Below are 13,748 nucleotides of genomic sequence, written 5' to 3'. Positions count from 1 at the left end.
CCGCCGGTGCGACCATCCCCAGGACGGCCGCCTGCGCCTATTCGCCCTGTTCGACCGTCAGGGCATAGGCCCCTTCCTGACCCGAGGCGAAGCTGCGGGCGCGGATCACATAGTCGCCGTCTTCTTCGACGGTCCAGTCGATCTTGGCATGGGTGTCCGACAGACTGTCGTCGTCGGCGACCACGGACGTGAAGACCCCGTCATCTTCCGTTCCGACATCGAGATAGGCATCGAAGGCATTGGAAACCATCGTCAACGTGAGCTTTTCCTCAGCCTTCACCGTGACCTTGTAGGCATCGTAGTTGGCCCCGTCCTCGGTCAGGGCGTCGTCTTCGGACAGGGTCCCGCGCGCCGTCGCCCCGACCAGGATGCTGCCCGGCAGCGGCTGCGGCCCGCGATCGATCAATTCCAGCGAGTAGAGGCCGGTGGTGTCGCTCGACAGCGGCGACGCCCGCACGATGTAGTCCCCGTCGGCCGGCAGGATGTGGTTCAGGCGCGAATCCGTGCCCTCGCCCAGACCGTCGTCGTCGCTGGCCTGGGCCGAGAACTCGCCCTCGGCGCTGCCGACCTGCAGATAGGTGTCGAAATCGCCGGACCGCATGATCACCTGCACCCGATTGCCGGCGATGCCCGTGAAGCGATAGGCGTCATAGCCGCGGCTCTCGTCGTCGACCGCATCCCCCTCGACGATCTCACCCTGGACCGTCGCGCCCATGGCGAGCGCGGCGGCCGCGGGCTCCGGCGCGGCCGCCTCGAGGCTCAGGGTGAAGGGACCGCTGCCGTCTTCGCCGAAGGCCCGCGCCTCCAGTGAATAGTCCCCGGCCTCCGTGACGCTATAGGTCAGGCGCGCATCGGTCCCCTCGCCCGCCCCGTCATCATCCATGTCGACCGAGACCCGGCCGCCGTCATGCACGGCTTTCTCGGCGAACAGTTCCAGATAGGCGTCGAAGGCGTCGGACCGCAGGGTGGCGACGATCCGCTGTCCGGCGAGGGCGCTGAAGGTATAGACCTCGGCCGGGGCCCCGAGATCGTTCTTGTCGCCCCCCAAGGTGCCCTCCACCGTATCGCCCAGCGCGATCGGCGTGCGCGGGGCCGCCGGTCCGGCCTCGGCGACCGTCAGCGTATAGGCCCCGGTCGTGGCTCCATCCAGCGGCGCGGCGCGCACGATGAACTCGCCCGAACGGGGGGCGGTGAAGATCAGATAGGCGTTCAGGCCGCCGGCCCCCGAATCATCGTTCGACGCGATCTCGTCGAAATCGCCTCGGCCCGTCCCGATTCGCACCACGCTGTCGAAGTCGTCGCTGTCGAGGCTGACCGCGTAGCGCTGACCCTCGCTGGCGCGGAACGTATAGGCGTCATAGAGATGATCGTCGTCGTTCACGGGATCGGTGTCGGCGATCCGGCCCTCGACGGCCGTGCCGATGCGCAGGCCGGTGGGCCGGGGGGCCCGGGGCGCGGCAGCGCGCTCGCTGACCTGCAGACTGTAGTCGCCGCCCTCGAACCCGCTCAGCGTGCGGGCGCGGAGGCGATAGGCACCGTTCGTCGGGGCGGCAAAGCGCAGCCGCGCGTGGGTGCCCTCGCCCAGCCCGTCGTCGTCGCTGGCCAGGTCCCTGGTGTCCTCGGTCGGCCCCGACACGCTCAGATAGGCGTCGAAAACGTCCGAGCGCATGACCGCCTCGACGCGCTGCCCCTCCCGCAGCTGGACCACATAGTCGTCGTGGACGAACTGACCCTCGTCCTCGCTGTCGACCCGCGCGTCCTCCGCCGTCAGCGCGCCCGACACCGATGCCCCGATGCGGATCGGCGTCGCCTCCTGCGCCATGACGGGCCCGACGGAAAGCAGGGCTATGGCGCTGACGGTGACGGCGAGCGAAGAGCAGCGCATTTCATTTCCTCAGGGATAAGCCCTTCGCGATCATAGACGACGATCCGCGACATCTGTAAATCGCCGCGCACCGGTCGATTGCTGCCGAAGGAGGAGCCTTTCATGGCGGACGAGATCGCGCGCGCATCCATCATTGACGGCAAGGCCTTCGCGGCCACTCTGGTCGATCGCGTCGCCCGGGCGACCGACGACCTGATCGCCGACCACGGCATCAAGCCCGGCCTGGCCGTCGTCATCGTCGGCGAGGATCCCGCCAGCCAGATCTACGTCCGCAACAAGGGCGAGACCACCGCTCGCGCCGGCATGCGCTCCGACACCCACCGCCTGCCCGACACGACGACCCAGGCCGACCTGCTGGCCCTGGTCCGGTCGCTGAATGCCGACCCGGGCATCCACGGCATCCTGGTGCAGCTGCCCCTGCCGGCTCAGATCGACGCGGCCGCCGTGCTGGGCGCGATCGACCCCGACAAGGATGTCGACGGGTTCCACGTCGTCAACGCCGGGCGTCTGGCCGTCGGCCTGCCGGGTCTGGTGCCCTGCACCCCCCTGGGGTCGGCCCTGCTGCTGAAGGATCGGCTCGGCGATCTGTCCGGCCTGCACGCCGTGATCGTCGGCCGCTCCAACATCGTCGGCAAGCCGATGGCCCAGTTGCTGCTGGCCGAGAACTGCACCGTCACGGTCGCCCATTCGCGCAGCCGCGACCTGCCCGCCCTCTGCCGCTCGGCCGACATCCTGGTCGCCGCGGTGGGCCGTCCCGAGATGATCCGCGGCGACTGGATCAAGCCCGGCGCGACGGTGATCGACGTCGGCATCAACCGTGTCCCCTCCGCCGATCCGGTCAAGGCCGCCGAAGGCAAGACCCGCGTCGTCGGCGATGTCGCCTTCGCCGAGGCGGCCGCAGTGGCGGGTGCCATCACCCCGGTGCCCGGCGGCGTCGGCCCCATGACCATCGCCTGCCTGCTGGCCAACACCTATGTCGCCGCCTGTCGCGCGAACGGTCTGGAGCCGTCATCGTTCGACGCTTGAAGCGCGCGCGCGATGCGGGGATAGTCCCGACCGGAACGACGGCATCGGCCGTCGCACGGAGGGATCCATGGTTCGCATCAACTCGCGCCTCGGCGCGGCGGCGGCGGTTGTTCTGGCCGTTCCGGCTCTGTCGGCCTGCGGCTACAACACCATTCCCACGAAGCAGGAACGCGCCCAGGCCGCCTGGGCCGACGTCCAGAGCCAGTATCAACGGCGCGCCGACCTGATTCCCAACCTGGTCGCCACCGTCCAGGGGGCCGCGATCCAGGAACGCACCACCCTGACCCAGGTGATTGAGGCCCGCGCCCGCGCCACTTCGGTCCAGGTGACGCCCGAGACCCTCAGCGACCCCGCCGCCTTCCAGCAGTTCCAGGCCGCCCAGGGCCAGCTGACCAGCGCCCTGTCGCGCCTTCTGGTCACGGTCGAGGCCTATCCGCAGCTCCAGGCCAATCAAAACTTCCTTCAGCTGCAGTCGCAGCTCGAGGGGACGGAAAACCGCATCACCATCGCGCGCCGCGACTACAACGAGGCTGTGCGCGACTATAACACCAGCCTGCGCACCTTCCCGACCGTGATCTGGGCCAAGACGGCCTTCTCGGGAGAGGAGCCGATGCAGCTGTTCACCGCCACGGCCGAGGCCCAGAACGCCCCGCAGGTCGAGTTCAATCTGAACGGCGCCCCGGCCGCCCAACCCGGCGGCGGGGCTCCCGCCGTCGCCCCGGGATCGCCCCCGCCGAGCGCGTGACACAGGCCCGGATCACCAAGGTGACCAAGACCGTATTCGCCCGCGTCATAGCCGGTTGGGTGCTGTGTCTGATGCTGGCCTCGACGGCCTTCGCCGCCGAGCCGACCTTCCCGGCCCTGTCCGGGCGCGTCGTCGATCAGGCGCAGCTCCTCACGGCGGAGAGGGAAGCCGAAATCACCGCCAAACTGGCGCAGCTGGAGGCTGACACCGGCGACCAGTTCGTGGTCGTGACGCTGAACAACCTGCAGGGCTATGAGATCGAGGACTTCGGTTACCGGCTCGGGCGCGCCTGGGGCCTCGGCAATGCCGAGAACGACGGCGGCGTCCTGCTGATCGTCGCCCCCACGGAACGGAAGGTCCGGATCGAGGTCGGCTATGGGCTGGAGCCGATCCTGACCGACGCCCTGTCGAACCAGATCATCCAGAACGACATCTTGCCGCCGTTCCGGGTCAGCGGGTTCGAGCGCGGCATCACGGCGGGCGTGGACGCCGTCATCACCCAGTTGCGCCTCGACCCGGCCGAGGCCCAGGCCCGCGCCGCCGCAGCCGCCCCCACCGAGGCTGACGAGCCGGTCTTTCCGGTCCTGATCGTCGTCCTGATCTTCCTGTTCCTGTTCCTCAACCTGATGCGCGCCGGCACCCGGCATGGTCGCCGGCGTCGCGGCGCGGACGGTCTGGGATCGGTCATCCTGTGGGGGGCCGCCGAGGCCTTGAGCCAGGCCGCCAGCGGTCGCTCCGGCGGCTTCGGCGGCGGCGGCGGCGGGTTTTCGGGCGGCGGCGGCAGTTTCGGCGGCGGCGGGGCCTCGGGAGGATGGTGATGCGGATCAAGCCCGACGAACACGCAGCCATCGCCGCCGCCATCGCCGCCGCCGAGGCGAAGACCTCTGGCGAAATCTTCTGCGTTCTGGCGCGGCAGGTCTCCGCCTACCGCGACGTCAGCCTGATCTGGGCCGCCGCCGCCGCCCTGATCCTGCCGCTGGGGCTGATCCCGTTGGGGTTCGACGCGCGCTGGCTGCCCGGTTTCGCCGAGACCTGGGAGGCGGGACATCTGGCGGCGCGCGACGTGACGATCGGGCGGACCATTGGCGTCTATGCCGTGATCCAGGCCGCCGTCTTCGTGTTCGCCTATCTGCTCCTGCGCATCCCGCCGCTGTTGCGCCTTCTGACCCCGCGGTCGATCCGGCGCGACCGGGCCCGCCAGGCGGCCATGCATCAGTTCCTCGCCCACGGCCTGCACGTGACCCAGGATCGCACCGGCGTGCTGATCTTCGCCGCCCTCGACGACCACCAGGTCGAGGTCATCGCCGACGAGGGCATCTACAGCCGCGTCGATCCCGAAATCTGGGCCGAGGCGGTCGCGGCCCTGACCTCGGGTCTGAAGGCGCGGCGGCCGGTGGAAGGATTCCAGCGCGCCATCGACTTGACCGGGGGTGTCCTGGCCGAGCACTTCCCGCCGCGCGCCACGAACCGGAACGAAGTGCCCGACCGGCTGGTCGAGATCTGAAACGCCGCCGCATGGCTTTCACACCAGAAATCGCCTAGCGGGTCCGCATGCGTCTGATGACATACAATGTGCACCGCTGCGTCGGCGTCGATCGTCGTCTCGACGTCGAGCGCATCGTCGGGGTCATCGCCGAGCACGAGCCCGACATCGTCTGCCTTCAGGAACTGGACGTCGGACGCGCCCGCACGGGCGGAGTCGACCAGGCGCAGAAGATCGCCGACCGGCTGGTCATGGCCGTTCGCTTCCACGCCGCCATGACGATCGAACAGGAAGAATATGGCGACGCCATCCTGACCCGCTGGCCGGAGCGGCTGATGCGGGTCGGGGCCCTGCCGACCGTCAAGGGGATCTATGGGCTGGAGCCGCGTGGGGCGATCTGGGCTCAGGTGCAGAAGGAGGGTTCGCCGCCGCTCAACGTCCTGACGACCCATCTGGGCCTGGTCCCGCGCGAGCAGCGCCTGCAGGCGGCGGCCTTGATCGGAAAGGACTGGATGGGTCACGCCGACTGCCAGGGACCGACCATCCTGGCGGGGGATTTCAACGCCACCTCCATCACCCGCCCCTATCAGACCCTGGTGCGCCGTTTGGCCGACTGCCAGCGCCAGCTGGCCCTCAAACCGACCATCAAGACCTTCCCGTCCGGCTTCCCCGCGATCCGCATCGACCACGTCTTCGTCAGCCCCCACATCCGGGTGACCGGGGTCAAGGTCGCCTTCTCGCCCCTGGCGCGGATGGCGTCCGACCATCTGCCGCTGATCGTCGATTTCGAGTTTCAGGACACCTGATCCAGCAGGCGCTGGGTCCGGTTTCGGCGTTTCCAGGGTCGCCAGGCGTCGGCCGGCGACACCGGGTCGCCCAGCTGGAACTCGGCGATGGCGCGCTGGATCATCGATGGCTGGCTGGCCCCCAGGGGCGACATCCGTCCGGTGTCGAAGGTCTGGATGGCCTTGGCCGTCGTTCCCATCACCGCCTCGGCCGCCTCGAACTCCGCGCCCGTGATGCCGATGAAATGGCCGATCGACCTGTGCCGGAAGGCGCGGATCCGGGCCCGGCCCGCGTCGTCCTCCGGCGCGATGGCGACGTCGCATTCGGTATCGAACCCCAGCGAGCGGTTGTTGATATTGGTCGAACCGATCCGCAGCAGGCGGTCGTCGATGACCGTCACCTTGGCATGCACGATAATCCGTGCCCCGCCACGCGTATTGGGACTGAAGGCCGAGAACCGGTTGTGCACATCGGCGGTCTCCAGCCGGTACAGCACCTCGGCCCGGGCGGTGTCCATGGTCATGCTGTCGAACCAGCTGGGACTGCGGCCCGTCGAGACCAGCACCACCTCGGGACCGTCCGGTTCGCCCAGTCGCTCCGCCAGCGCCGCCGAAATGACGGGTGAGGTGAAATACTGGTTCTCCATATAGATCAGCCGTCGCGCGCCGCGGATGGCCGCCAGATGCAGCCGCTCGTTTTCCCGCACGCCAGCCCGGCCCGCGTGCCGCGGCTCGGTCCGCGCGATCCCCACCGCGACATCTTTGAAGTCGACCGCGACCCCGTCGGGCCAGGGATCGCTGTCGACGGGCTCGGGCACGGTCCGTTCCCAGGTCGCCTTGAACCAGCGCTCGCGCGCAAGATCCCCCAGCGCCAGCGCCGCCGGTCCGCTCATCACGCACATGGTCTCGTGCCGCGGCGCTGACATGATGCCCGAGGGCTGCATGCGGCGGGGATCATCGTCCCGGTGGGCCGACGAGTCCCAGCGATCGACGGAGATGTCGCCGCCGCCGCAGAAGGCCACCGCGTCGTCGATGATGACGGCCTTCTGGTGGTGACAGGCCCCGATCGGCCCCGGGGTGTCCAGCCGGAACTCGACCATCCGCTTGCGGAACCAGCCCTGGGCCCGGTGCGGATAGAAGCCTTGCGAAGCGGCGATCAAAAGCGGCGACTTCCAGATCAGCAGGCGCACATCCAGCTCGGGCCGCGTCTTGACCAGCATCCGCAGCTTGTGGCCGATCTCGGCCTGGCGGTCCCCGGCGCGCGTCTCGGGATCCAGCCGGGTCCGGGGGTCGAACTGCCAGCCCAGCACCACGACCGAGCGCCGCGCCTTGTCCAGGGCCGAAGACAGGGCGTCGAAATAGGCCTCGTTCTCCATCAGGATCGACAGCCGGTCCGCCGGCTCGACCCGCCAGCAGGTGTCCCCGGGGATCAGGACGGCCCGGGCGTCCAGGGTCGTGTTGTCGACCGCCTGCTCCATGACCCAGATTCGCCCCATGCTGACGATCCCGCCGGATCGCCGTCTCGTCCCACTGCGGGCCGTCGGGGTCAATGGCACAGGTGCGCAACGGTTCCGTCCTCGGATTGTGACGCTCTGCGAAATCAGGCATATATGCGCGCGCACCAGGGGAGCACGCGCGTGCAGGCTTTGATCGATCTGCTGGCTGGCTTCATCGCCCTGCTCGTCGCGGCGGCGCTGGCCCAGTTCGGCGCCGACATGGAGCGTCCGCCGCAGCCGCGACCGGAGGTGCACCGCATCAGCGACTGCCCCCCGCCGCCCGAGACGGCATCGGCCCAGGCCCGACAAGAGGACTGCTAGGCACGGCGCACGATTTTCGGGGAGCGCGCCCAGGTCGTGACCCGAAACGCTTTCACCGCGCAGGATCAGGCTCTAGGGTCGAAGGCGTGTCCGCCCTGTCTGCGCAGACACCCGCCCTACGAGATTGATCCTCCATGAAGTCCCGCCAACGGCCGCCGCTTGTTCTGACCGATCCCGAAGCGACCTTCCCGGCCGAGGCCACGGCTCCGGACGACATCGGGATCCCGGACGAGACCCCGGCGGCCACGCCCGCCCCGTCGCGCGAACGGCCGGTTTCGGAGCGCCGTCGTCGCCGGTTGCTGGAACAGGAACGTCAGCACGATGCCGTGGCAACAGTCGAGCCGGAGGTTCCCCCCGCCGCGGCGGCGCCCGCCCCCCGCCCGGAGCCCAGGCCCGAACCCCCGACGGTGGCCCCTTTCGCGGTCAGCGCCGACGCCCCCCCTGCCCGCTATTCGGGGCCGGAGCTGCCGGCACCATCGACCCTATCGACGACCCGCGCGCCCCAGACCGGCGCGCCCTATGCGATCGCCGGTGTCGCCTCAGCCCTCTGGATCGGCGGCGTCGCGGCCTGGGCGGCCTATGAGATCGGGGCCGGCGACGTGCTGGCCGACCCGCTGCGCCTGGCCATCTACACCCTGATCGCCCTGGCCCCGGCCGGTCTGGCGCTGATGCTGGCCCATGCGATTCGACAGGGCAACGGCCTGGCGCTGGAGACCCGCCGCGCGCGCCAGCTGGCCGAGGCCCTGGTGGCCCCGACCGCCTTGGCTGCCCAGCAGGCCGGCGATGTTCTGTCCGCCCTGCGCAACGACATCGACCAGGCCGCCCTCGCCGCCGAGCGGGCCCGCAATGACATGGCCCTGTTGCGCGAGGCTCTGTCTCTCGAGACCAATCGGCTGAACGAGGCCGCCGAGAACGCCGGGCGGACGGCGCGCCGTCTCACGGAGCAGCTGGGGCGCGAGCGCGAGGAAATGGCCACCCTGGGCGGACGCCTGGATGGCCAGGCGTCCGGCGTGCTGGACGCCGTCGAGCGCCAGTCCCGGCTGATCGTCGATGCCTCCGACCTGGCGCAGACCCAGCTACGCGAGGCCGAGACCGCGCTCGCCGCCCGGGCCGCCGATCTGGCCGCCGCCGCCAATGAGGCCCAGGACGCCGCCCGCCTGGCCGCCGACGACCTGGCGCGTCAAACGCTGCGGCTGGAGAACGCCGGAACCGGCGTGGCGGAACAGATCCTGTCGGTCGAACAGGGTCTGGGCCAGCAGCGCGCCGCCCTGGTCACCGCCGCCTATGCGCTGCGCACCGATCAGGAGGATTTTTCGGCGCAGGTCGAGAGTCAGCGCGCCCAGCTGACCGAGCAGCTGTCCGCCGCCCGCGCCGCCGCCGGGGATCTGGGGCAGACGTCCACCCGGGCGTCCGAAGGCCTGCGCGACCTGGTCGAATCGGCGACCGATCAATTCCGGGCCCTGGTCGACCTCTCGCAACGCGAGGCCGATGGCTTCGATGCGGCCACCAAGCTGTCGCTCGACCGGTTCGAAGCGCTCGCGGCCGAGGCGCGCGACACCCTGCTCGAGGAGACCCGTCGGGCCCTGGCCATGCTGAAGGCGACCGCGGAAGAAAGCCGCGCCGCCGCCGACGAAGCCGCTGGACAGGCGCAGATCCGCGCCGATCGTCTGGGGGAAGCCCTGTTCGACGCAGCCCAGAAGGCCGATCAGGCCGCGGACGCCCGTGTGGACGGAGCCCGTCGCATCGTCCAGGAGACGAGCGGACTGGTGGACCAGGCCGGGCAGCGCGCCATCGAAAAACTGGAGTCCACGCTGTCGCGCATGACCCAGGCCCTGGGGGAGGTCGATGCCGCCATCGGCGACCTGGACGAGCGGGCGTCCCGTCTGCCCGAGGAGGCCCGCGCAAGGGCCGAGGCGGTCCGCGTGACGGTCGAAGAGGGCCTCGCCGCCCTCGCCGCCGCCTCGCGCAAGGCGGCCGCCGACACCGAAGCTTTGGACGCCGGCTTCCAGGACCGCGTCCGACGCAACTACGACATGCTGACCGAGGCCGTGCGGCTGATGGGCGTCGTCTCGGGCGACCCCCAGCCGATGCGGCGGCGCGAGCCGTCGTTGGAAACGCTGGCCACGAATGCCGAGGATCGGCCCCGGCGGGTTGAGGCCGAACCTGAGCCTGAGCGGGATCGCGGTTTCGGGCTCCGGGGGCGGCTGCGCCTTTCACCCGCAGGCGGCGAGCCCCCGGCGCGACCCACGGCCCCCGCGCAGGACAAGCTGGACTGGAACGACCTGGTGGACGACCGGCCGGGTGAGGCCCCGATGACGCTTGACACCCCCGTCATGCCCGCCGACGACGACGCGCTGGCCGACCGGATTACCGCCGCGATCCGCCGGATGGGCGTCGATCCGAACGCACTGCTGCCTCGTTCCCGGGTCGAGGAGGCCGCCACCGCCTTCGCCGAACGCGATCCCGACCGCGCCCGCCAGATCGTGCGTCGAGTGGCCCCCGCCGCCGTCCGCAGCGTATCGCGCCGGGTCATGAGCGATGCCGATCTGCGGGCCGATGCGGAGCGCTACGTTCGGGGCTTCGCGATACGCCTGGGCGAACTGGGTCGCAAAGGCGATGGCCCGGCCGTGCTGGCCACCCTGGCCACCGATGGCGGCCGCGCCTTCATGCTTCTGGATGCCGCGGTCGGCGACCTCGCCTGACAGGAAAAAGAGACGTTCACGGTCGATCCCGTTCGGATTTGGCTTGACGATCCTGTCCGCTTGCCGACACGGTCCCGCGTTGTCACACCCCCGTCACACGCCCTGAGATCCCATGCTCGACATCACCGCCGAGACCCAACCGGATCGCAGGCCGGAAATGCTCGTCTGTATCTATGAGAACGGCGATCCGTCCTGGGACGCGATGAACGCGGCCACGACCGAGGGCTGGGCTCCCCCGGCCGCACGGACTCGCTTGATCGGTCCGGACGATCCGGCTGTGCTCGCCGGTCTGGTCACGGACGAGCTGAATAGCGCCGACTGCCGCGCCGTCCTGCTCGTGGGCCGCACCCGGCGCAGCGAGGGATTCCGCATCCAGATGCGGGCCGAGAACCGGGCGCTGGCCGGACAGGCCAAGCTCTCGTCGACCGGCCCGGCCATGGCGCGCGCAACCGCCCCCGTCGCGGAAATTGTCCGTGCTCTGAACGACGCGGGCCTGTCCACCGGGGCCACCTCCGAAAGCGAGGACGATGCCGGCAGCTATCTGCTGTACCGCGTCCTGACGGCGCTGCCGGACGCCGCCGATGCGCCCGCGGTCGGGCTGTTGCGCATGCCCCTGACGGCGCATCCCGACGCTGTGCACACCGCCTTGCGCGCAGCCGCATCCGCCATGGCCCGGCACCTGTCGCCCCTGCCCCGCACCCGTCTCAGCTGACCGCCAGGACGCCCTTCAGCCGCCATCCCGCGATCAGGCCGACCAATGCCAGGCCGGTCATGGAGAGATACCCCAGGGTCCCGAACCGGTCATAGAGCGGCCCGGCCGACAGGGTCGCCAGGCCGATCAGCACGCCCGACGCCATGACGGAATTCAGGGTCTGGGCCGCCGTGTGCTGGCCGGCGGGGGCCAGGCGCTCGACGATCTCGACCCCGCCCAGATAGGTCGCCGCGAACGTCAGCGCGTGCAGGCCTTGAAGCGGCCATAGCGCCCACAGCGGCGGGGTCACCGCCAGGAGGGACCAGCGCACGACGGCCGCCACGCCCCCGACCATCAAAAGGGCCCAGGGCCCGATCCCGCGCGCCCGGCGCCACGGCTCGATTACCCACATAAAGCCGATCTCGACCACGACGGACATGGCCCACAGCAGGCCGGTCATGGTCTCGCTGATCCCCTGGGCCTTCCAGGCGATGGCCGAAAATCCATAGTAGAAGCCATGGGTGGCCTGAACCGCGCCGATGGCCACGATGGCCGTCATGAAGCCCGGGTCGGCCGCCAGCTTGGCGATCCCCGCATAGCGATCGCGTTTGCGGCTGGGGCCCGCATCCGAAACCGGCTCGGGTGGCAGCAGGCCGGCCGCCGTCACGGCGATCAGCGCCCCGGCGGCGACGATCCAGACGATGACCCAGTCCACCGCCGCCCGCGCCAGAATCGCGCCCATCAGCACGTTCGCCGCGACGAAGGCGGCCGACCCCCAGCCCCGCGGGCTGGCGAAGGCGAAGCGGTGTCGCTGGGCGGCCGTCAGGTTCAGAACGTCGGTCAGCGGGATCATCGCCGCCATCGCGGTGGCCCCGAGAAACCAGAGCCCCCCCTGGATGAACACGCCCTGCGTCAGCCCGGCCCCCAGATAGGCGAGCGCGGCCATGGCCCCCAGGAGGGCGATCGGCGTTCGTCGCTCTCGGAACCCATCGGCCCAGACCGCCAGCACCGGGCCTGTCACCACCCGCGCCAGCATGGGCGCGGCCAGCAGGGCCCCGATCTCGGCCCCGCTGAAGCCCTGGGCCCGGAACCACAGGCCGGCGAACGGCAGGCTCACGCCATTGGCACCGAAGAGCAACACATACTGCAGCGCCATGCGGCGAGAGGGAATCATGACCCGTCCGATAGCAGACGCGGACGAAACCGTGGGCTACGGTCTGCCGATGACATGGAATCGTCACCTCGCGGCCTTCGCTGCACTGAACGGCGCGATGGCGGTGGCGGTCGGCGCCTTCGCCGCGCACGGGGCGGGGCCCCAGATCAAGACCCTGCTGCAGACCGGGGCCTCCTATCAGATGGCGCATGCCGTGCTGGGGGTCGCCTGCGCCGCCTTTGCCCCGCGCATCGCCCTGGCAGGCCTGGCCGGGTGGCTGGCCGCTGTCGGCGGTCTGATCTTCTGCCTGGCGCTGGCCTTCATCGGGCTGTTGAGCCTGCCGGCCTTCGGTCGCGTCGCGCCGGTCGGCGGCGTGCTGATGATCGCGGGCTGGATCGTCCTGGCCGTCGCCGCCCTGCGCCCCCCTGCCTCAACCGTCTGAAACCACAGCCACAAGCATCGACCCCAGCATGTCCTTTCCCGTGAACGAAACGCCCCGACGCGAGCTCTATCCCGAGCTTGAGCCCTATGCCTCGGGCTGGATGCAGACGGACACGGCGCACGAAATCTATTTCGAGGAATGCGGCAATCCCCAGGGCAGTCCGGTGCTGGTGCTTCATGGCGGTCCAGGCGGCGCGATCAATGCCGGAATGCGGCGCTATTTCGATCCGGCCATCTACCGCATCGTGCTGTTCGACCAGCGCGGTTGCGGCAGATCCAGACCCAATGCCTCGCTGGACGACAACACCACCTGGACTCTGATCGAGGACATCGAACGGCTGCGCGAGCGCTGCGGCATCGACACCTGGACGGTGTTCGGTGGGTCCTGGGGGTCGACCCTGTCCCTGGCCTACGCCATCACCCATCCCGAGCGGGTCAAGGCCCTGGTCCTGCGCGGGATCTTCCTGCTGACCAAGAAGGAACTGCACTGGTTCTATCAGGACGGGGCCTCGATGATCTTCCCCGACGCCTGGGAACGGTTCGTCGCCCCGATTCCCGAGGCGGAGCGCCACGATCTGATGGGCGCCTACTACAAGCGGCTGACCGGGGACGACCGCGCCGAGCAGGAACGCTGCGCCATCGCCTGGTCCAGCTGGGAAGGCGAGACGGTCAGTGTCGAGGGCCCCGCGGCCCGGCCGGACAAGTTCGCCGAGGCCGACTTCGCCCTCGCCTTCGCGCGCATCGAATGCTGGTATTTCGTGAATGGCGGCTTCTTCCCCGAGGAGCACTGGCTGATCAACAACATCGGCCGCATCCGCCACATCCCGACCTGGATCGCCCAGGGACGGTTCGACGTCGTCACCCCGATCGCCAGCGCCTGGGCCCTGCATCGCGCCTTCCCCGAAGCCCGGCTGGACATCGTCCCTGACGCTGGTCACGCCTCGTCGGAGCCCGGCATCGTCGACAGCCTGATTCGCGGCACCGACTGGGCGGCGACGCTCTAGGGAACGAACCGTGGCC

The 13,748-nt window shown here is 70.0% G+C and carries 13 protein-coding genes; 10 read left to right on the top strand and 3 right to left on the bottom strand.

Features of this window, described 5'->3' with window-relative positions:
* Positions 1-37 precede the first annotated feature (37 nt).
* Entirely contained in the window at positions 38-1,885 is a 1,848-nt protein-coding gene (locus tag BZG35_RS08015) for a peptidase (protein ID WP_077355160.1), read from the bottom strand.
* 114 nt (positions 1,886-1,999) lie between these two features.
* Between BZG35_RS08015 and folD the strand changes: the two genes are divergently transcribed.
* From folD to BZG35_RS07990, 5 genes are all read left to right on the top strand, one after another.
* Positions 2,000-2,911 (top strand): bifunctional methylenetetrahydrofolate dehydrogenase/methenyltetrahydrofolate cyclohydrolase FolD, encoded by a 912-nt coding sequence (folD, locus tag BZG35_RS08010; protein ID WP_171982026.1) that lies wholly within the window; start codon positions 2,000-2,002, stop codon positions 2,909-2,911.
* 67 nt (positions 2,912-2,978) lie between these two features.
* Positions 2,979-3,656 carry a LemA family protein gene (locus BZG35_RS08005; RefSeq protein WP_077355159.1) on the top strand — a complete coding sequence of 226 codons (678 nt, stop codon included), beginning with the start codon at positions 2,979-2,981 and terminating at the stop codon, positions 3,654-3,656.
* A 71-nt stretch (positions 3,657-3,727) separates the two neighbouring features.
* A complete protein-coding gene (locus BZG35_RS08000; RefSeq protein WP_077357963.1) occupies positions 3,728-4,474 on the top strand; it encodes a YgcG family protein in 747 nt (248 codons plus the stop codon).
* Positions 4,474-5,160 (top strand): TPM domain-containing protein, encoded by a 687-nt coding sequence (locus tag BZG35_RS07995; protein WP_253189313.1) that lies wholly within the window; start codon positions 4,474-4,476, stop codon positions 5,158-5,160. Before BZG35_RS08000 ends, BZG35_RS07995 begins: the two co-directional genes overlap by 1 nt.
* A gap of 47 nt (positions 5,161-5,207) precedes the next feature.
* Complete coding sequence (locus BZG35_RS07990) at positions 5,208-5,945, top strand: endonuclease/exonuclease/phosphatase family protein (protein ID WP_077355157.1); 738 nt, start codon at positions 5,208-5,210, stop codon at positions 5,943-5,945.
* Here BZG35_RS07990 and BZG35_RS07985 read toward each other — a convergent pair.
* Entirely contained in the window at positions 5,933-7,420 is a 1,488-nt protein-coding gene (locus BZG35_RS07985; protein ID WP_253189312.1) for a phospholipase D-like domain-containing protein, read from the bottom strand. The genes BZG35_RS07990 and BZG35_RS07985 overlap by 13 nt on opposite strands.
* Before the next feature lie 141 nt (positions 7,421-7,561).
* Between BZG35_RS07985 and BZG35_RS07980 the strand changes: the two genes are divergently transcribed.
* The 3 genes from BZG35_RS07980 to BZG35_RS07970 all read left to right on the top strand — a co-directional run bounded on the left by BZG35_RS07980 (position 7,562) and on the right by BZG35_RS07970 (position 11,155).
* A complete protein-coding gene (locus BZG35_RS07980; protein ID WP_077355156.1) occupies positions 7,562-7,741 on the top strand; it encodes a hypothetical protein in 180 nt (59 codons plus the stop codon).
* A 134-nt stretch (positions 7,742-7,875) separates the two neighbouring features.
* A complete protein-coding gene (locus tag BZG35_RS07975; protein ID WP_077355155.1) occupies positions 7,876-10,443 on the top strand; it encodes a tipN in 2,568 nt (855 codons plus the stop codon).
* Between the two features lie 112 nt (positions 10,444-10,555).
* Positions 10,556-11,155 (top strand): hypothetical protein, encoded by a 600-nt coding sequence (locus tag BZG35_RS07970; RefSeq protein WP_077355154.1) that lies wholly within the window; start codon positions 10,556-10,558, stop codon positions 11,153-11,155.
* Here the strand turns inward: BZG35_RS07970 and BZG35_RS07965 are convergent.
* A complete protein-coding gene (locus BZG35_RS07965; protein ID WP_077355153.1) occupies positions 11,148-12,308 on the bottom strand; it encodes an MFS transporter in 1,161 nt (386 codons plus the stop codon). The two genes, BZG35_RS07970 and BZG35_RS07965, sit on opposite strands and share 8 nt — an antisense overlap.
* On the opposite strand from BZG35_RS07965, the gene BZG35_RS07960 reads away from it, so the two are divergent.
* Together BZG35_RS07960 and pip are read left to right on the top strand one after the other, a co-directional pair.
* Positions 12,307-12,729, top strand: a complete 423-nt coding sequence (locus BZG35_RS07960; RefSeq protein ID WP_253189311.1) for a DUF423 domain-containing protein — start codon at positions 12,307-12,309, stop codon at positions 12,727-12,729. The genes BZG35_RS07965 and BZG35_RS07960 overlap by 2 nt on opposite strands.
* 28 nt (positions 12,730-12,757) lie before the next feature.
* Positions 12,758-13,732, top strand: coding sequence for a prolyl aminopeptidase (gene pip, locus BZG35_RS07955; RefSeq protein ID WP_150125972.1), 975 nt, complete (start codon positions 12,758-12,760; stop codon positions 13,730-13,732).
* Positions 13,733-13,748: the final 16 nt, after the last annotated feature.

The organism is Brevundimonas sp. LM2, assembly GCF_002002865.1.
Classification (GTDB): Bacteria; Pseudomonadota; Alphaproteobacteria; order Caulobacterales; family Caulobacteraceae; genus Brevundimonas.
Note: the sequence above shows the minus strand (reverse complement) of the source record. Positions and strands in the feature narration are given on the sequence as shown.

What these genes read in the sequence shown, in the direction of transcription:
- BZG35_RS08015 (WP_077355160.1), bottom strand. Translation starts at nt 1,885, where the DNA reads ATGCGCTGCTCTTCGCTCGCCGTCACCGTCAGCGCCATAGCCCTGCTT.
- BZG35_RS08005 (WP_077355159.1), top strand. Translation starts at nt 2,979, where the DNA reads ATGGTTCGCATCAACTCGCGCCTCGGCGCGGCGGCGGCGGTTGTTCTG.
- BZG35_RS08000 (WP_077357963.1), top strand. Translation starts at nt 3,728, where the DNA reads ATGCTGGCCTCGACGGCCTTCGCCGCCGAGCCGACCTTCCCGGCCCTG.
- BZG35_RS07995 (WP_253189313.1), top strand. Translation starts at nt 4,474, where the DNA reads ATGCGGATCAAGCCCGACGAACACGCAGCCATCGCCGCCGCCATCGCC.
- BZG35_RS07990 (WP_077355157.1), top strand. Translation starts at nt 5,208, where the DNA reads ATGCGTCTGATGACATACAATGTGCACCGCTGCGTCGGCGTCGATCGT.
- BZG35_RS07985 (WP_253189312.1), bottom strand. Translation starts at nt 7,420, where the DNA reads ATGGGGCGAATCTGGGTCATGGAGCAGGCGGTCGACAACACGACCCTG.
- BZG35_RS07975 (WP_077355155.1), top strand. Translation starts at nt 7,876, where the DNA reads ATGAAGTCCCGCCAACGGCCGCCGCTTGTTCTGACCGATCCCGAAGCG.
- BZG35_RS07970 (WP_077355154.1), top strand. Translation starts at nt 10,556, where the DNA reads ATGCTCGACATCACCGCCGAGACCCAACCGGATCGCAGGCCGGAAATG.
- BZG35_RS07960 (WP_253189311.1), top strand. Translation starts at nt 12,307, where the DNA reads ATGACCCGTCCGATAGCAGACGCGGACGAAACCGTGGGCTACGGTCTG.
- BZG35_RS07965 (WP_077355153.1), bottom strand. Translation starts at nt 12,308, where the DNA reads ATGATTCCCTCTCGCCGCATGGCGCTGCAGTATGTGTTGCTCTTCGGT.
- pip (WP_150125972.1), top strand. Translation starts at nt 12,758, where the DNA reads ATGTCCTTTCCCGTGAACGAAACGCCCCGACGCGAGCTCTATCCCGAG.